At 73.1% G+C, this 16098-nt stretch carries 18 protein-coding genes; 12 read left to right on the top strand and 6 right to left on the bottom strand.

Features of this window, described 5'->3' with window-relative positions; translation table 11 throughout:
* Positions 1–381: 381 nt before the first annotated feature.
* The 5 genes from ABZY44_RS34725 to ABZY44_RS34705 all read left to right on the top strand — a co-directional run bounded on the left by ABZY44_RS34725 (position 382) and on the right by ABZY44_RS34705 (position 5439).
* Entirely contained in the window at positions 382–1638 is a 1257-nt protein-coding gene (locus tag ABZY44_RS34725; protein WP_356660989.1) for a hypothetical protein, read from the top strand.
* A 228-nt stretch (positions 1639–1866) separates the two neighbouring features.
* Positions 1867–2763 carry an ABC transporter ATP-binding protein gene (locus ABZY44_RS34720; RefSeq protein ID WP_356660993.1) on the top strand — a complete coding sequence of 299 codons (897 nt, stop codon included), beginning with the start codon at positions 1867–1869 and terminating at the stop codon, positions 2761–2763.
* Positions 2760–3518, top strand: a complete 759-nt coding sequence (locus tag ABZY44_RS34715; RefSeq protein WP_356660987.1) for an ABC transporter permease — start codon at positions 2760–2762, stop codon at positions 3516–3518. The genes ABZY44_RS34720 and ABZY44_RS34715 overlap by 4 nt, the downstream gene beginning before the upstream one ends.
* A gap of 200 nt (positions 3519–3718) precedes the next feature.
* Positions 3719–4825, top strand: coding sequence for a sensor histidine kinase (locus tag ABZY44_RS34710; RefSeq protein WP_356660991.1), 1107 nt, complete (start codon positions 3719–3721; stop codon positions 4823–4825).
* Positions 4822–5439 carry a response regulator transcription factor gene (locus ABZY44_RS34705; protein WP_356660985.1) on the top strand — a complete coding sequence of 206 codons (618 nt, stop codon included), beginning with the start codon at positions 4822–4824 and terminating at the stop codon, positions 5437–5439. Before ABZY44_RS34710 ends, ABZY44_RS34705 begins: the two co-directional genes overlap by 4 nt.
* 40 nt (positions 5440–5479) lie before the next feature.
* Here the strand turns inward: ABZY44_RS34705 and ABZY44_RS34700 are convergent, their stop codons facing one another.
* Positions 5480–6274, bottom strand: coding sequence for a transglutaminase-like domain-containing protein (locus ABZY44_RS34700; RefSeq protein WP_356660983.1), 795 nt, complete (start codon positions 6272–6274; stop codon positions 5480–5482).
* Positions 6271–7266, bottom strand: a complete 996-nt coding sequence (locus tag ABZY44_RS34695) for a GNAT family N-acetyltransferase (protein ID WP_356660981.1) — start codon at positions 7264–7266, stop codon at positions 6271–6273. The genes ABZY44_RS34700 and ABZY44_RS34695 overlap by 4 nt, the downstream gene beginning before the upstream one ends.
* A 117-nt stretch (positions 7267–7383) precedes the next feature.
* Here ABZY44_RS34695 and fdxA point away from each other — a divergent pair, with 117 nt between their 5' ends.
* Positions 7384–7713, top strand: a complete 330-nt coding sequence (gene fdxA / locus ABZY44_RS34690; protein WP_030868357.1) for a ferredoxin — start codon at positions 7384–7386, stop codon at positions 7711–7713.
* A gap of 132 nt (positions 7714–7845) precedes the next feature.
* Positions 7846–8943 (top strand): succinyldiaminopimelate transaminase, encoded by a 1098-nt coding sequence (gene dapC / locus ABZY44_RS34685; protein ID WP_356660979.1) that lies wholly within the window; start codon positions 7846–7848, stop codon positions 8941–8943.
* Between the two features lie 75 nt (positions 8944–9018).
* Here dapC and ABZY44_RS34680 read toward each other — a convergent pair whose 3' ends face one another.
* Both ABZY44_RS34680 and ABZY44_RS34675 read right to left on the bottom strand, forming a co-directional pair.
* Positions 9019–9396, bottom strand: coding sequence for an ATP-binding protein (locus tag ABZY44_RS34680; RefSeq protein WP_356660977.1), 378 nt, complete (start codon positions 9394–9396; stop codon positions 9019–9021).
* 262 nt (positions 9397–9658) lie between these two features.
* A complete protein-coding gene (locus ABZY44_RS34675; protein ID WP_356660975.1) occupies positions 9659–10648 on the bottom strand; it encodes a hypothetical protein in 990 nt (329 codons plus the stop codon).
* A gap of 85 nt (positions 10649–10733) precedes the next feature.
* Here ABZY44_RS34675 and dapE point away from each other — a divergent pair, with 85 nt between their 5' ends.
* Both dapE and ABZY44_RS34665 read left to right on the top strand, forming a co-directional pair.
* Positions 10734–11813, top strand: coding sequence for a succinyl-diaminopimelate desuccinylase (gene dapE, locus ABZY44_RS34670; RefSeq protein ID WP_356660973.1), 1080 nt, complete (start codon positions 10734–10736; stop codon positions 11811–11813).
* Positions 11814–11877: 64 nt separating this feature from the next.
* Positions 11878–12645: a TIGR00730 family Rossman fold protein gene (locus ABZY44_RS34665; protein ID WP_356660971.1), complete on the top strand. Its 768-nt coding sequence runs from the start codon at positions 11878–11880 to the stop codon at positions 12643–12645.
* A gap of 45 nt (positions 12646–12690) precedes the next feature.
* On the opposite strand, the gene folP is transcribed toward ABZY44_RS34665, so the two are convergent.
* Positions 12691–13551 (bottom strand): dihydropteroate synthase, encoded by an 861-nt coding sequence (gene folP, locus ABZY44_RS34660; RefSeq protein ID WP_356660969.1) that lies wholly within the window; start codon positions 13549–13551, stop codon positions 12691–12693.
* 77 nt (positions 13552–13628) lie between these two features.
* On the opposite strand from folP, the gene ABZY44_RS34655 reads away from it, so the two are divergent.
* Together ABZY44_RS34655 and ABZY44_RS34650 are read left to right on the top strand one after the other, a co-directional pair.
* A complete protein-coding gene (locus ABZY44_RS34655; protein WP_356660967.1) occupies positions 13629–14015 on the top strand; it encodes a DivIVA domain-containing protein in 387 nt (128 codons plus the stop codon).
* Positions 14012–14599 carry a DNA-3-methyladenine glycosylase I gene (locus ABZY44_RS34650; protein ID WP_356660965.1) on the top strand — a complete coding sequence of 196 codons (588 nt, stop codon included), beginning with the start codon at positions 14012–14014 and terminating at the stop codon, positions 14597–14599. The genes ABZY44_RS34655 and ABZY44_RS34650 overlap by 4 nt, the downstream gene beginning before the upstream one ends.
* 88 nt (positions 14600–14687) lie before the next feature.
* Here the strand turns inward: ABZY44_RS34650 and ABZY44_RS34645 are convergent, their stop codons facing one another.
* The gene (locus tag ABZY44_RS34645) at positions 14688–15491 is read right to left on the bottom strand and encodes an enoyl-CoA hydratase-related protein (protein WP_356660963.1); all 804 of its coding nucleotides are present in this window, start codon (positions 15489–15491) and stop codon (positions 14688–14690) included.
* Positions 15492–15821: 330 nt separating this feature from the next.
* Between ABZY44_RS34645 and ABZY44_RS34640 the strand changes: the two genes are divergently transcribed.
* Positions 15822–15989: a DUF3117 domain-containing protein gene (locus ABZY44_RS34640; protein ID WP_003966491.1), complete on the top strand. Its 168-nt coding sequence runs from the start codon at positions 15822–15824 to the stop codon at positions 15987–15989.
* Positions 15990–16098 lie beyond the last annotated feature (109 nt).

Here is a 16098-nt window from a genome sequence, read left to right as displayed (position 1 = left end):
GCTGCGAGGGGACCGCGAACGTCGCCATGATCAGGACGAAGACGAAGAGGTTGTCCACGCTCAGGGACTTCTCGGTGATGAAACCGGCGAAGAACCCCCGGCTACGCCGCACCGCCGGCCGGCTCCGCCGGTCCCCGTACGGGTGGCCCCGCGGGCCCCGGCCAGGGCCCGGGCTTCCCCGGTCCCGGTCAGCGCCCCGGTTCCGGGCCCGGCCAAGGCCCCGGACCCGGCCAGGGCTTCGGCTCGAACGCGGGCGTCGGCCCCGGCCAGAGCTTCGGCTCCCCCTCCGGCCCCGGCCCGCAGCCCGGCCAAGGGGGCGCCCCGGGGCAGGTCTTCGGCTCCGGCGTCGGCCCCGGTCCCAGCCAGGGACCCGGCTTCGACGTGCCCGCGGGGCACCGCCCCGGCGGACCCGGAGTCGGCGGCACCCAGGAGGTGCCCGTGTACGGGTCCGGCCAGGGAGGCCCGGCCGGACCGACCGGCGGGCCCGCGCTGGGGACCGTACCGGTGGGCGGGGCGCAGGAGCCCACCTGGCCCGGCCCCGAGCTCGGCGACGGCGACCCCGGCGCGTACCCGCACCCGGGCTCCGTGTCCGCCGCGTACCCCCGCCCCACCCCCGCCGCCGACCCCGGCCCGGCGCAAGCCGCGCCCGCCCCGGCGCCCGCGGGCAACAAGGCCAAGGCGCCCGCCCGGCCCGCCAAAAAGGGCCGCAACAAGCTCGTCCTCATCGGGGGCGGCCTCTTCGCGCTCTTCGGCGTGGCCTACGGCGCCGGCCTGCTCCTCAACCACTCCGACGTCCCCAAGGGCACCACCGTCCTCGGCGTCGACATCGGCGGCACCCGCGACGAGGCCGTCGCCAAGCTCCAGACCGCCTTCGGCAACCGCGCCGCCGGCCCGCTCCAGCTCACCGTCAGCGGCAAGCCGGTCGAGCTGAAGCCCGAGAAGGCCGGCCTGAGCCTGGACAGCCAGACCACCGTCCGCAACGCGGCGGGCAGCGACTACAACCCCGTCACGGTCATCGGTTCCCTCTTCGGCAGCGAACGCGCCGCCGAGCCCGTCCTGCCCACCGACGACGAGAAGCTGCAGGTGGCCCTCCAGGAGCTGGCCGGCACGGCCGGTTCCGTCACCGAGGGCACCATCACCTTCGACACCGGCAAGCCCGTCGCCGTCGCGGGCAAGCCCGGCTCCACCCTGGACGTGGACGGCTCCATGCTCCTGGTCAAGCAGGCCTTCCGCGACATGGTCGCCACCGGGAAGGCGGCCCCGGTCGAACTGCCCGTGGCCACCAAGGACCCGGTCATCGACCAGGCCGAACTGGACCGGGCCATGAAGGAGTTCGCCGAGCCCGCCATGTCGGCGCCCGCCACGGTCAAGGCGGGGGCCAAGTCCCTGCCCTTCGGCGCCAAGTCCCTGCCCAAGATCCTCAGCATGCAGGCCGTGGACGGCCACCTCGTCGAGAAGTACGACCTGGAAGCGCTCAAGGCGACCTACGGGAACACCTTCGACGGCGTCCTCATCACGCGCGGTACCGGCGAGAAGACCGCCGTCACCCCGCAGGACGTCGCCGGAGCCCTCGGCAAGGCGCTGCGCGGCAAGACGGCCGCCGAGCGGACCGCGGTCATCGACACCAACGCGAGCTGACGGGCCGCCCCCGAAGCCGCGGTGCGGAGCCCCTCCCCGGATGCCGGGGAGGGGCTCCGGCGCATCCGCGTCACCTCCGCCGCATGACATCCGTCATGCGCCTGTCACGACGCGGGACACTGCCGCACGGACCCCCGCACGGGCGAACCTTGAGCCATGAAGACGAAGACCGCGACGCAGCCCCGCGCCGCCACGGAACCCGGCACCGGCAGCGTTGCCGGCGGCGCCGTGGTGAGCTTCCACGACGTGAGCAAGAGCTACGGCCCGGTCCGGGCGGTCGACGGACTCACCCTCGAACTGCACCCCGGCGAGACCGTCGCCCTCCTCGGCCCCAACGGAGCCGGCAAGTCCTCCACCCTCGACCTGCTGCTCGGTCTGCGCCCCGCCGACTCCGGCTCGGTCCGGCTCTTCGGCACCACCCCCCGCGAGGCCATCGCCGCCGGCCGGGTCGGCGCGATGCTCCAGACCGGCGGCCTGATGGAGGACGTGACCGTACGCGAACTGGTCGCGCTCACCTGCGCCCTGCACCCCCGCCCCTACCCGGTCGAGCAGGTGCTCGGCCTCGCCGGCATCTCCGACATCGCGGGCCGGATGGTCAACAAGCTCTCCGGCGGCCAGGAGCAGCGCGTGCGCTTCGCCCTCGCCACGGCCGGGCACAACGACCTGATCGTGCTCGACGAGCCGACCACCGGCATGGACGTCACCGCCCGGCAGGCCTTCTGGGCCACCATGCGCGAGCAGGCCGCCCAGGGCCGTACCGTCCTGTTCGCCACGCACTACCTGGAGGAGGCGGACGCGATCGCCGACCGGGTCCTGGTCCTGAGCAAGGGCCGGCTCCTCGCCGACGGCACCGCCGCCGAGATCAAGGCGAAGGCCGGCGCCCGCCGGATCGCCTTCGACCTCACCGAGGGCTCGGTGGACGAGCGCGCCCTGCGCGAGCTCCCCCACCTGACGGTCTTCGAGCGGCACGGCGACACCGTCCGGCTCCAGTCCAGCGACGCCGACGCCACCGTCCACGCCGTGTACGCCCTCGGGGCCTACCCCCGCAATCTGGAGGTCGCGGGCCTGGGCCTGGAGCAGGCCTTCATCGCCCTCACCGAGGCCGAGGAGGCCGACGCGTCATGAACAGCAGCACCGGAACGACGAAACTCGTCACGCTCGAGATCACCCGCGCCCTGCGCAACAAGAAGTACATGTTCTTCACCGTGCTCTACCCGGCCGCCCTCTTCCTGATGCTCGGCGGCACGCTGAACGGCACGACCAAGGTCATGGGCACCGACCTGGCCATGCCCGCGTTCTACATGGTGGCGATGGCCTCCTTCGGCGCCCTGACCGCCGTCCTCATGGGCAACAGCGAGCGCATCGCCAAGGAGCGCGAGGCCGGCTGGGTCCGCCAGCTGCGCCTCACCTCGCTGCCCGGCCGCGGCTACGTCATCGCCAAGACCGCCAGCGCCGGGGTGCTCTCGCTCCCCGCCATCCTCGTGGTCTTCGCCGTCGCCGCGGGGGTCAAGGGAGTCCGGTTCGAGCTGTGGCAGTGGCTCGCCCTCACCGGCTCCATCTGGGCCGGCAGCCTCGTCTTCGCGGCCCTCGGAGTCGCCCTCGGCTATCTCGCGAGCGGCGACACCGTCCGCCCCGTCACGATGCTCTGCTACTTCGGCCTCTCCATCCTCGGCGGCCTGTGGATGCCCACCGCCAACTTCCCGCAGTGGCTGCGCGACATCTGCGCATGGCTCCCCACCCACGCCTACGCAGGACTCGGCCAGGCCATCGAGCTGGGCGGCGCGCCGCACGCCAAGGACGTGGCGATCCTCGCCGTGTACTTCGTACTGTTCACTGGTGCCGCCGCCTGGCTCTACCGCAAGGACTCGCTGAAGGCGTGACGACCGTGAGCGGTGGCCCGGCATCCGGGGGAGCGACGGGAAGGGCGGCGCGAGGCGTGACGGGGGACGTGACGAGGGACGGGGCGAGGGACGGGGCGAGGGCCGTGACGGGGGACGGGGCGAGGGCCGTGACCGAGGAACCGATTCTGTTCCCGGGCTCGACCCGGGTCGGGGTCCCGCCGCAGAACCGGCGGCAGAAGATGGTGAAATCGCTGTGGATCGGCCTCTGGCTCTTCTACCTCAGCGCCCCCGTCACCGACCTCCTGCGCGGCGGCCACTCCCTCGGGGCCCGGCTGCTCGGCGGCCTGGGCCTCGCGGCCTTCGTCGCCTGGTACCTGATCCTCGTCTTCCGCACCGCCCGGCAGATGGACACCCGCCGGGTCCTGTTCTCGGTGGCGGTCCTCGCCGCCCAGGCCACGCTCCTGTCGCTGACCCTCGGCCGCGAATGGCTGGTGCTCTTCGTCTACGTGTCCATCTCCTCCGGAGCCGCCCTCCCCGGAGAGATCTCCCGCTGGACCGTCCCCGGAGCGACCGCGCTGCTGACGCTCACCGCCCTCGCGGTGCCCGGCGGCGACGCGTACCTGGCCGGACTGCTGATCCCGTCCCTGATGGGCGGGTTCGCGATGGTCGGCATACGCGCGATGATCCGCACCACCATCGAACTGCGCCAGGCGCGGGCCACGGTGGCGCAGCTCGCGGCCAACGAGGAACGGCTGCGGATGGCCCGGGACCTGCACGACCTGCTGGGCCACTCGCTGTCGCTGATCACGCTCAAGAGCGAGCTGGCGGGCCGGATGCTGCCGGACCGGCCCGAGGCGGCCGCCCGCCAGGTCGCCGACATCGAGCAGGTCAGCCGGCAGGCGCTGGTCGACGTACGGGAGGCCGTGAGCGGCTACCGCAGGCCGACGCTGCCGGGCGAACTGGCGGGCGCGCGGACCGCGCTGACGGCGGCCGGGATCCTGGTGGACCTGCCCGGCGACTGGGCGGAGGAACTCCCGGAGGAGACCGAGGCGGCGCTCGCCTGGGCGCTGCGCGAAGCCGTCACCAACGTGGTCCGGCACAGCGGCGCGAAGCGCTGCACGGTGACCCTGACCGTCGTCCAGACCCTGGCCGGTCCGGTGGCGGAGCTGACGGTCACCGACGACGGCGCGGGCGGCCCGGCCGTCGCCGGCAACGGCCTGACGGGCCTGACGGAACGGCTCGAGGCAGTGGGCGGCACCCTGACCGCGGGCCCGGCCGGGCAGCGCGACCGGGGCGGGGCCGGTTTCCGGCTCCTGGCACGCGCCCCCCTAGGATCGGGCTCATGACCCCACGCCCGATCCGGATCCTCCTCGCGGAGGACCAGTCCATGGTCCGCGAGGCCCTGGCGGCCCTCCTCGGGCTGGAGCCGGACATCGAGGTGCTGGCCCAGGTCGCCCGCGGCGACGAGGTGGTCGCGGCGGCCCGGTCCCACGACGTGAACGTCGCCCTGCTGGACATCGAGATGCCGGGTATGACGGGCATCGAGGCGGCCGCGGCCCTGCGGGAGGCCGTCCCCGCGCTGCGGATCGTCGTCCTCACCACCTTCGGCCGCCCCGGCTACCTCCGCGGCGCGATGGAGGCGGGTGCCTCCGCCTTCCTGGTCAAGGACGCGCCCGCCGCCCAACTGGCGGCGGCGGTGCGCAAGGTGCTGGCGGGCGAGCGCGTCATCGACCCCACCCTGGCGGCGGCTGCGCTCGCGGAGGGCGCGAACCCGCTGACCGACCGCGAGCGGGAGATCCTGCGGGAGGCGGAGTCGGGCGCGACCAACGCGGAACTGGCCGTGCTCCTCCACCTGTCCCAGGGCACGGTCCGCAACTACCTCTCGACGGCCATCCAGAAGCTGGCGGCCCGCAACCGCGCCGAAGCGGTGCGCGTGGCCCGGGAGAAGGGCTGGCTCTAGGAGTCCGTCCGGGCCGCGGGGGCCCCGTCCCTGCAAGCCCTCAGTTCAGCAGCGCCCTGGCCGACACGGCCTCCGCGCGGATGCGGCCGGCCGCCGGCGGGTCGATCACGTCCACGATCAGCGCGTAGGACTCCAGTTCCGCCGCCCCGTTGGCGAAATCGCCCCGCTCCACGAGCACCTTCGCCCGTGCGTACCGCAGCGCCGCCGGATGCGAGGGCAGGAGCAGCGCCAGGTCCAGCGCCCACAGGGCCACCGCGGAGTGCTCCGGACGGGCCGAGGCCCACGCGCGGATGTTGTTCAGGACGCGCAGGACGATGTCCAGGGTCCGCGCCGCGATCCGGGGCCCGTCCGCCAGCTCCGCCGGACCCGCGCCCAGCGAGGCGCCTCCCGCGAAGGGATCGACGACCACGCCCTCCTCCGGATCCCCGAACCCCACGACGAAGTGCCCCGGCAGGGCCAGTCCGTACACCGGGGCCCCGGCCCGCCGGGCCACCTCCATCCAGACGACGGACAGCAGGATCGGCAGCCCCCGGCGCCGACGCAGCACCTCGTGCAGGAACGAGGACTGGAGCCGGTCGTAGTCGGACGGGGTCCCGTGGAACCCCATCCGCCCGCCCAGCAGTTCGGTGACGGCCGAGGCCCACGCACGCGCGTCCCGCAGCCCGTACGGCAGCATCCCGGCCAGCCGGTCCAGCTCGATCTGCGCCCAGTCCATGGCCCGTTCGTCCAGCTCGGGATCGCCCTCCGTGGCGAGCAGCAGGCACAGCGCCGACAGGTCCGGCCGCTCCGCCCGGGCCTCCGCCGCGAACCGCTCGCGCCAGGATTCCGTGCTCACGCCGCCACCTGCCGGTAGTGGTGGTAGCTGTGGTGGACCGAGAAGCCCATCGCCTCGTACAGCGCCCGCGCCGCGGCGTTGCCGCCCTCCACCTGCAGCCAGGCCGCCGAGGCACCCTCCTCCAGCGCGCGCAGTGCCAGCGCCGCCATCACGGCCCTCGCGTGGCCCTGGCGCCGGTGCTCCGGATCGACCTCGACCGCCGCGAAGCCCGCCCACCGGCCGTCGACCGCGAGCCGACCGATCGCCCGGCCGGGCAGCGCCGCGAACCACACCGACGGGCCCGCCGTCAGCACCCGCCGGGCGACCTGCGGATCCTCGACCCTCCCGTAGCGGGCGAGCCACTCCTCGTCCGGGGCGCGGGTCAGCCGTACCTCGCCGGCGACGGCGAGCACCCGGTCCTCCACGTCCGCCAGCGCCGCCAGCCCGCCGGTCCGCACCTCCGCCGAGACCTCCCGGTCCCAGCCCCGGTCCGCGAGCTCCGCACACAGCAGCTCGTCGGTGCCCTCGGCCCCCGTGGCGGCCTGGACGTACGCCGGAAGTCCCCTCCGGGCGTACCAGGAGGTCACTCGCGCGAGTGCTTCGCCCAGCGGTATCCCGGGATCACCGAGCGGCAGCACGGAGTTGGCCCGCCGGGTGAACCCGCCGGCCGCGCGCAGCGTCCACTCGCCCAGCGGCTCGCTCTCCAGCGGCGGCCAGGCCCGCGCGCAGACCCGCGCGAGCTCCCCGAAGGAGGCCGCGGGGCCCCTGCGGCGGGCCGGCGCGGCGGGCACGACCTTGCCCGCGACCAGCGCGGATTCCGCGATGCGGACGCGCTCACCGGTCCTGCGTGTGATCGTCACCACACCGGTGTCCCAGGATGTGAGAACCCCTACCGTGTCCGTGAACGAGGGGGCTCCGCCCAACCCGCGCTCCACCCGTCGTACAGAGACACGTTTACCCACGTCAGATGGTGTAATCCGGATCTCCAGCCGTCCGCCGGCAGTGAATTCCACAGCTCTGTCCGCCCCTCCTGTTCGGATCGTGCCCGGGAACGGAGATACTAGAGGCGGGCATCGACGACGCCGCGCTCCCGCGCGATATGGAAAGCCCTACCGAGGAGGAACGAGAGCGTGACCTACGTCATCGCGGAGCCTTGTGTCGACGTCAAGGACAAGGCATGCATCGAAGAGTGCCCCGTCGACTGCATCTACGAGGGCCAGCGGTCCTTGTACATCCACCCGGACGAGTGCGTCGACTGTGGTGCGTGTGAGCCGGTATGCCCGGTCGAGGCCATCTTCTACGAGGACGACACTCCGGAGGAGTGGAAGGACTACTACAAGGCGAACGTCGAGTTCTTCGACGAGCTCGGTTCGCCCGGTGGTGCTTCCAAGCTCGGCCTGATCGAGCGCGACCACCCCTTCATCGCAGCGCTGCCGGCGGACATCAACCCGAGCCACTGACGGTCGGTACCGCCTGAGCGCCCCTCGGTCCCGTTCGGCCTCGCAGCCGGACGGGACCGACGCGTTTCACCCCGCGGTACCTGTAGAACACCTGGAACGCACGGAACACCCGGAAAGCGAAAAGAGCGCATCGTGGCCGCAGTCTCAGCCCGTCTTCCCGTCTTCCCCTGGGACAAGCTGGAGCCCTACAAGGCGACGGCGGCGGCCCACGCCGACGGTATCGTCGACCTGTCCGTCGGCACGCCCGTCGACCCGGTGCCGCAGCTGATCCAGCGCGCCCTGGTCGAGGCCGCCGACTCCCCGGGCTACCCCACGGTGTGGGGCACGGCCGCCCTGCGCGACGCGATCACCGGATGGGTGCGCGGCCGCCTCGGCGCGAGCGCCGCCGGGCACCGCAACGTCCTGCCGGTCGTGGGCTCCAAGGAACTGGTGGCCTGGCTGCCGACCCAGCTCGGCCTCGGGGCCGGCGACCAGGTCGCGTACCCCCGGCTCGCGTACCCGACGTACGAGGTCGGCGCGCGGCTGTGCGGCGCCGAGCCCGTGGTCTACGACGACCCGACCGCCGACCTCGACCCGGCCCGCGTGAAGCTGCTGTGGCTCAACTCCCCGTCCAACCCCACCGGCGCGGTCCTCCCCAAGGAGGAGCTGGTCCGGATCGTGGCCTGGGCGCGCGAGCACGGGATCCTGATCTTCAGCGACGAGTGCTACCTGGAGCTGGGCTGGGACGCCGAGCCCGTCTCCGTGCTCCACGACGACGTCTGCGGAGGCTCCTACGAGGGCCTCGTCGCCGTCCACTCGCTCTCCAAGCGTTCCAACCTGGCCGGATACCGGGCGGCCTTCATCGCCGGCGACGCCGAAGTCCTGGGCGAGCTGCTGCAGATCCGCAAGCACGGCGGCATGATGACCCCGGCCCCGGTGCAGGCGGCCACGGTGGCGGCGCTCGGCGACGACGCGCACGTCGAGGAGCAGCGCGTGCGCTACGCGGCCCGCCGCGCGGCGCTGCGCACGGCCCTCGAGGCGCACGGCTTCCGCGTCGAGCACAGCGAGGCCAGCCTCTACCTGTGGGTGACGCGCGACGAGCCCTGCTGGGACACCGTCGACCACCTGGCGCACCTGGGCATCCTGGTCGCGCCGGGCGACTTCTACGGCGAGGCGGGCGCGCGCCACGTCCGCGTGGCCTTCACGGCCACGGACGAGCGGGTCGAGGCGGCGGTCAAGCGGCTGGCCTGAACCGTCGCCGGTGAACAGCCCGAGGGGGCCGGGAGTTCGTGCTCCCGGCCCCCTCGGTGTTCCTGTGGCCGACGGCTAGCCCAGACCGGGGAGCCCGCCCGGGAGACCACCGGGGAGGCCGCCCGGAAGACCGCCGGGGAGGCCGCCCGCCGGGAGCCCGCCGAGGAGGGAGCCCGCCGTGCCGGTCAGGTCGGCGGGGGCGGCCGGGACGGCCGGGAGGGCCTTGGTCGCGGCACCCGCGGTCTCCGTGGCCGCGCCCGTGGTCTCCGCGGCCGTCGCGGCGGTGCCGTCGACGGTGGGGGCCGCGGTGTCCGGGGCGGTGAGCGCGCCCAGCTGCGGCACGGACTCCAGGCCCGCGGCGCTGGCCGCACCGGCCGCACCGACCACGGGCGCTGCCCCGGCTGCGAGGAGCAGCGCGGTACGGGCGATCCGGCGGGTCAGGGGGAGGGACATGTTGCTCCTAAGCGGTAGCGGCTGAGTACGCCGGTACAACCGCTCCCGGGGGTGGGTGAGTTGCGGAGCCCATGGGTAAAGGATCAGTAACGCATCGTTTAATCGGCTTCCGCGACAACCGCATTGGATGTGCGCCGACCTGCGCTTGTGTGCCCTTCAGGGCCCGCACGTCCGCCCCGCGGGTCACCCCCGCACGGGGGACGGATCGCACGGCTGAGCGGGCGGTCCCGGGCGCGGCCGGGCAGCAAGGCGGGCGGACGGTTCAGCCGCGCACGAAGATCCGTACCTCGCCCGGGACCGCGGGAGCCGCATCCGCGCCGTTGCCGCCCTTCGCCCCGGCCGCGCCCTTGTCCTGCCAGCGGTCGCCGTCCTTGCCCGCGATCCACAGGTGGGGGGCGTAGGAGACCCGTGCGATGGACAGCCCGCCGGAATGGGCCACCGCCCACTGTGCGAGCACCCGGCCCGCGCGCGCCGCCGCTTCGCCGCCGTCGCGCTTCGCCGCCAGCATCACCTCGGACTCCGGGACGGCCTTGCGGCCGTCACCGGCCGCGACCGGCTCCGCGGGCACCGTCTGCACCGTCTGGAGCCCGCTCTTGCCGAGCAGCCGGGCCAGCTCCGTCCGTACCTTCGCCGGATCGCCGGGCTCGCTGGGCGCGGGCCCCGTACAGGCCAGGTGGCCGCCGCCGACGAAGGCCGACGTCAGCACGGTCGCGTCCGGCTCGTGCTTCGCGTACGCCTGCGGAAAGGCGCTGAGCTGGACCTTCTGTGCGGCCACCGTCAGCGGGAGGCGCGAGTAGCCCTTGACCTCGGCCAGCCGGTCGTAGAAGATCCCCGCCGAGTACACCGGGTCCATGATCTGCGCGGGCGTGCCCCAGCCCTGGGAGGGCCGCTGCTGGAACAGGCCCAGCGAGTCCCGGTCGCCGTGATCGAGGTTGCGCAGCGCCGACTCCTGCATCGCCGTCGCCAGCGCGATCGTCACGGCCCGGTCCGGCATCCCCTTGGAGACGCCCACGGCGGCTATCGTCGTCGCGTTCGCCGCCTGCTCGGTGGACATCTCGTAGTACTGGCCGCTCTCGCCCTTGCCGCCGCCCATGGCGTTCACCGAGGCCGTGCAGTAGGGCGCGCCGCCCCCGCCGTTGGAACTGCGCTGCAGGACGAAGTAGCCCGCGACCGCGATCAGCACGAGGAATCCCGCAGCCCAGCGGAGCGGGCGACGGCGGCGGCGAGGACGGGACTGATCGGTCTGCGACACGCCGCCCACCGTACTTGAGCCCCCCGGCGCGTCCACCGGCCGGACGGACGGGCCGCCGCCGCAGCCGCGCGTTAGGGTCAGCTCCATGCCCGAATCCGAGCTGGACCTCACCCAGGACGCCGCCGAGCTGACCGCCCGGCTCGTCGACATCCCCTCCGTGAGCGGCGACGAGGAGGTACTCGCCGACCTCGTGGAACGCGCGCTGCGCGGCCTGGCGCACCTGACCGTGGACCGCTTCGGCAACAACGTCGTCGCGCGCACCCACCTCGGCCGCGCCGAACGCGTCGTCCTGGCCGGCCACCTCGACACCGTGCCGATCGCCGGCAACGTGCCCTCGCGCCTCGACGAGAACGACGTCCTGTGGGGCTGCGGCACCACCGACATGAAGTCCGGCGTCGCCGTGCAGCTGCGCATCGCCGCGACCGTGCCCGAACCCAACCGCGACCTCACCTTCGTCTTCTACGACCAGGAAGAGGTCGCCGCCGACCTCAACGGCCTGGGCAAGGTCGCCGCGGCCCACCCCGACTGGCTGACCGGCGACTTCGCGGTCCTGCTGGAACCGTCGAACGCCGAGGTCGAGGGCGGCTGCCAGGGCACCCTGCGCGTGCTGCTGCGCACGGCCGGCGAGCGGGCCCACTCCGCGCGCAGCTGGATGGGCTCCAACGCGATCCACACGGCGGGCCCGGTCCTCGCCCGGCTCGCCGCCTACGAGCCGCGCAAGCCGGTGATCGACGGCCTCGAGTACCACGAGGGCCTCAACGCGGTCCGCATCGAGGGCGGCGTCGCCAACAACGTCATCCCCGACGCGTGCACGGTGACGGTCAACTACCGCTACGCCCCGGACCGCAGCGAGGCCGAGGCCCTGGCCCACGTACGGGAGGTCTTCGCGGGCTGCGAGATCGACGAGTTCGTGGTCGACGACTCCTCGCCCGGCGCGCTGCCCGGCCTCTCGCACCCGGCCGCCGCGGCCTTCATGGAGGCCGTCGGCGGCCACGCCATGCCGAAGTTCGGCTGGACGGACGTCTCCCGCTTCAGCGCCCTGGGCGTCCCGGCGGTCAACTACGGCCCGGGCGACGCCCTGTTGGCCCACAAGGTCGACGAGCGCGTGGAGACGAAGGCGATCCTCCACTGCGAGGAACGACTCCGCGCCTGGCTGACCACCTGAATTCCGCTTCTCGTCACCTCGGTGCGCCTACCCTGATCCAACGATCAGCAGGAGGGAGCACATCATGGGCAACCACGCCATTCCCGAAGGGGGCGCTCGTCGCCGGCCCGAGGAGCAGCAGCTCGGACCGGTGCTGCGCAGGCGGAGCCAGGTGCAGGCCGGCAGTACGACGGACCAGCGGCTGCTGGATTCGGCCGGGCCCTCCGAGTGGGTGCACACCGATCCGTGGCGGGTCCTGCGCATCCAGTCGGAGTTCATCGAGGGCTTCGGCACGCTCGCGGAGCTGCCGCCGGCGATCAGCGTGTTCGGCTCGGCACGGACCCCGGCGGGATCGGCGGAGTACGAGGCCGGCGTGCGGATCGGCGGCGCGCTCGTCGACGCCGGCTTCGCGGTCATCACGGGCGGCGGTCCCGGCGCGATGGAGGCGGCCAACAAGGGCGCGCGGGAGGCCAACGGCATCTCGGTGGGCCTGGGCATCGAGCTCCCCTTCGAGCAGGGGCTGAACCAGCACGTCGACCTCGGGCTGAACTTCCGCTACTTCTTCGTCCGCAAGACGATGTTCGTGAAGTACAGCCAGGGCTTCGTGGTCCTGCCCGGTGGCCTCGGCACGCTGGACGAGCTGTTCGAGGCCCTGACCCTGGTCCAGACGCAGAAGATCACCCGCTTCCCGATCGTGCTGTTCGGCACGGAGTACTGGAGCGGGCTCGTCGACTGGCTGAAGAACACGGTCATCGCGCAGGGCAAGGCCTCGGAGCGGGACCTGTACCTCTTCCACGTCACGGACGACGTGGATGAGGCGATCGCGCTGGTGACGAAGGAAGTCGGCAAGTAGGAGGTGCGGCCGGTCCGGCCCGCCGGGCCGGGCCGGGCCGCGGGCTCAGGCGAGGCCGCGCCGGGCGACGGCCGGGGGACGGTGGCCCTGGATGGAGGCCACCATGTCGAGGATCTGCCTGGTTTCCGCCACCTCGTGGACGCGGTAGACCCGGGCGCCCAGCCAGGCGGAGACCGCCGTGGTCGCCAGGGTGCCGAGGAGGCGTTCCTTGACCGGCTTGTCGAGGGTCTCGCCGACGAAGTCCTTGTTGGACAGGGAGACCAGGACCGGCCAGCCCGTGTCGGTCATCTCCGCGAGGCGGCGGGTGGCCTCCAGGGAGTGGCGGGTGTTCTTCCCGAAGTCGTGCCCCGGATCGATCATGATCGCGTCCCGCCGGACGCCCAGCGAGGCCGCGCGTTCGGCGAGCCCGACGGTGACGCGCAGGATGTCCTCCATGACGTCCTCGTACGAGGTCCGGTGCGGCCGGGTCCGCGGCTCGGCCCCGCCCGCATGGGTGCAGACGATGCCCGCGCCGTGGCGCGCGGCGACCTCCGCGAGCTTCGGGTCGACCCCGCCCCACGCGTCGTTCAGCACGTCGGCCCCGGCCTCGCAGACCGCCTCGCCGACCTCGTGCCGCCAGGTGTCGACGCTGATGACCACGTCGGGGTGGCGGCGGCGCACCTCGGCGACGAAGCCGACCGTCCGCCGGGCCTCCTCCGCCGCGTCCACGTGCTCGCCCGGACCGGCCTTGACCCCGCCGATGTCGATGATCGCGGCGCCCTCGGCGACCGCCTGCTCCACCCGGTCCAGCGCCGGCTCGTCGCGGAAGGTCGCGCCCTGGTCGTAGAAGGAATCAGGGGTCCGGTTCACGATGGCCATGATCACCGGCTCGTGGGTGTCGAACTCGCGCCTGCCCAGTCGCAGCATCCTGCTCTTTCCTCCTTCGGCGGCCCATGCGCCTCGTCTGCGACCTTAACCTGAGGGTCGGAGTCTTCTCAGGGGAGTTGATCGTGTTCGCGTTCTTGCTCATCGCGCTGGTCGTGGTCGTCGCCGCGGTCACCCTGGCGGTTGCCGGCGGCGGATCGGAGGCCGTGCTTCCGGAGGCCGAACCGGACCGGGTGTCCGACGGCCTGCCGGAGAACCGACCGGTGGTCCGCGCGGACATCGACGAACTGCGGCTTCCGGTGGCTCCGCGGGGGTACCGGATGGCCGAGGTGGACGACGTGCTGGAACGGCTGGCGGCGGAGCTGGCGGAGCGGGACGCGCGGATCGCGGAGCTCAGCGCGGGTGCCGGTGCCGGAGCTTCCGGTAAGGGTGCTTCCGGTGCTTCCGGTGCTTCCGGTGCTTCCGGTGCGGCCGCGGTGGACCTGACCAAGGGCGGTGCGCGGTGAGCGGGGCGGTCGCGGGGCCCGACGGAGGGCTGCGGTGCCCGTGGGGGCTGGCCACGGTGGACTACGTGGCGTACCACGACACGGAGTGGGGCCGTCCGGTCCACGGGGACGACGCGCTGTACGAGCGGCTGTGCCTGGAGGCGTTCCAGTCGGGCCTGTCGTGGCTGACGATCCTGCGCAAGCGGGAGGGGTTCCGGACGGCGTTCGCGGGCTTCGAGATCGCGGCGGTCGCGGAGTTCGGGGCGGCGGACGTGGAGCGGCTGCTCGGTGACGAGGGGATCATCCGCAACCGGTTGAAGATCGAGGCGACCCTGGCCAACGCGAAGACCCTGGTGGGGTGGGGGCCGGGGGACCTGGACCGGCTGATCTGGTCCCACGCCCCCGGGCCGGCGGGCTCCGGCCGTGCCGCGCCGAGGACGACGACGGAGATCCCGGCGGTGACGCCGGAGTCGACGGCGCTGGCGAAGGCGCTGAAGAAGGAGGGCATCCGCTTCGTCGGTCCGACGACGGCGTACGCGCTGATGCAGGCCTGCGGCCTGGTCAACGACCACCTGGGCAGCTGCGTGGCCCGGGACCTCGTCTGACGGTCCCTTCGGTCCCGACGGTGCCGATGGTGCCCGGTCGGCCCGCACCCGCCTGCGGGTGCGGGCCGACCGGGCACCTGGGCGGGGCCTAGCGGCCCAGGTACGTCGGAGGCTGCTTCGAGAGGAACGCGTCGACGGCGATCGCGTGGTCCTGGGAGGCCCCGGCACGGGCCTGGAGGGTCTCCTCGTGCTCCAGCGCCTCGGCCAGGGAGCGGGAGGCGCCGTACGCCAGGGACTCCTTCAGCGCGGCGTACGCGACCGTGGGGCCCTGCGCCAGCCGGCGGGCCACCGCGGCCGCCTCGGCGGCCAGCTCGTCCGAGGGGACGACACGGTTCGCGATGCCCAGTTCCAGCGCCTCCGGGGCCTTCACCGAGCGGGGGAAGAGCAGCAGGTCCGAGGCGCGCGAGCCCCCGATCAGGCGGGGGAGCGTCCAGGAGACGCCCGAGTCGGCCGTCAGGGCGACCCCGGCGAAGGAGGTGTTGAAGGAGGCCGTGTCCGCGACCACCCGGAAGTCCGCCGCCAGGGCGAAGCCGAAGCCCGCGCCCGCCGCGACGCCGTTCACGCCCGCGACCACCGGCTTCGGCATGTCCGTGAGCGCCCGGACGATCGGGTTGTAGTGCTCCGCGACCGTGTTCATGGTGAGCGAGGAACCGTTCTCACGGTCGGCCGTGAGCGACCCGATGTGCTCCTTGAGGTCCTGACCGACGCAGAACGCCCGGTTGCCGGCCGCGGTGAGCAGGACCGCCCGTACGGCCGTGTCCGCGCCGGCCGCCGTCACCGCGTCGCGCAGCGCCACCTTGGTCTCGGTGTTCATGGCGTTCATGGCTTCGGGACGGTTGATCGTGATGGTCGCGAGTCCGTCGGTCACTTCGTAGAGCACGCTGTCGGCCATGCCGGGGTCCCCCTTCTTCGCGGGCTGGCTACCGGCCGGTACTGGCCGGTGCAAGGGCCAGCATGGCGGACCGGGACCCGGTTCCACATGTGATGTGCGTCAAACGATCCGGACGCCAGTCTCTGTGTGCGGCGGCGAAGTATCGCAGGCAGATCCCCGAAATGAGTGGTTTTGGTCGAGCGCGTTGCGCAAGCGTTCCCACCCGATGTTGGTCATCGGGTCCTGACATGCGGGATAATGGCCTGGAAGCAATGTGTTCGATGCCGGGTACTAGGCGCCTGAACGGGGCCGTCGGCTGACGATGAGCTGGTTTCAGGAAGGGGAACGAGCATGGCGGCCATGAAGCCGCGGACGGGCGACGGCCCGCTCGAGGTCACCAAGGAGGGGCGGGGCATCGTCATGCGCGTACCGCTCGAGGGCGGCGGTCGGCTCGTCGTCGAGCTGACTCCGGACGAGGCGGACGCCCTGGGTGACGCCCTGAAGAAGGTCGTCGGCTAGCCCATAGGGGCACCGACGCCATCTGAAATCTCTGCACTGCCCCGGTCGCTCACCGCGTCCGGGGCAGTGTTGTCTCCCGGCCGGGCCGTACCGGAGGAAGCCGTTCCGT

This window comes from Streptomyces sp. NPDC006544 (assembly GCF_040611715.1).
Classification (GTDB): domain Bacteria; phylum Actinomycetota; class Actinomycetes; order Streptomycetales; family Streptomycetaceae; genus Streptomyces.
The sequence above is the reverse complement of the archived record's forward strand: the minus strand, read 5'-3'. Positions and strand labels throughout refer to the sequence as shown.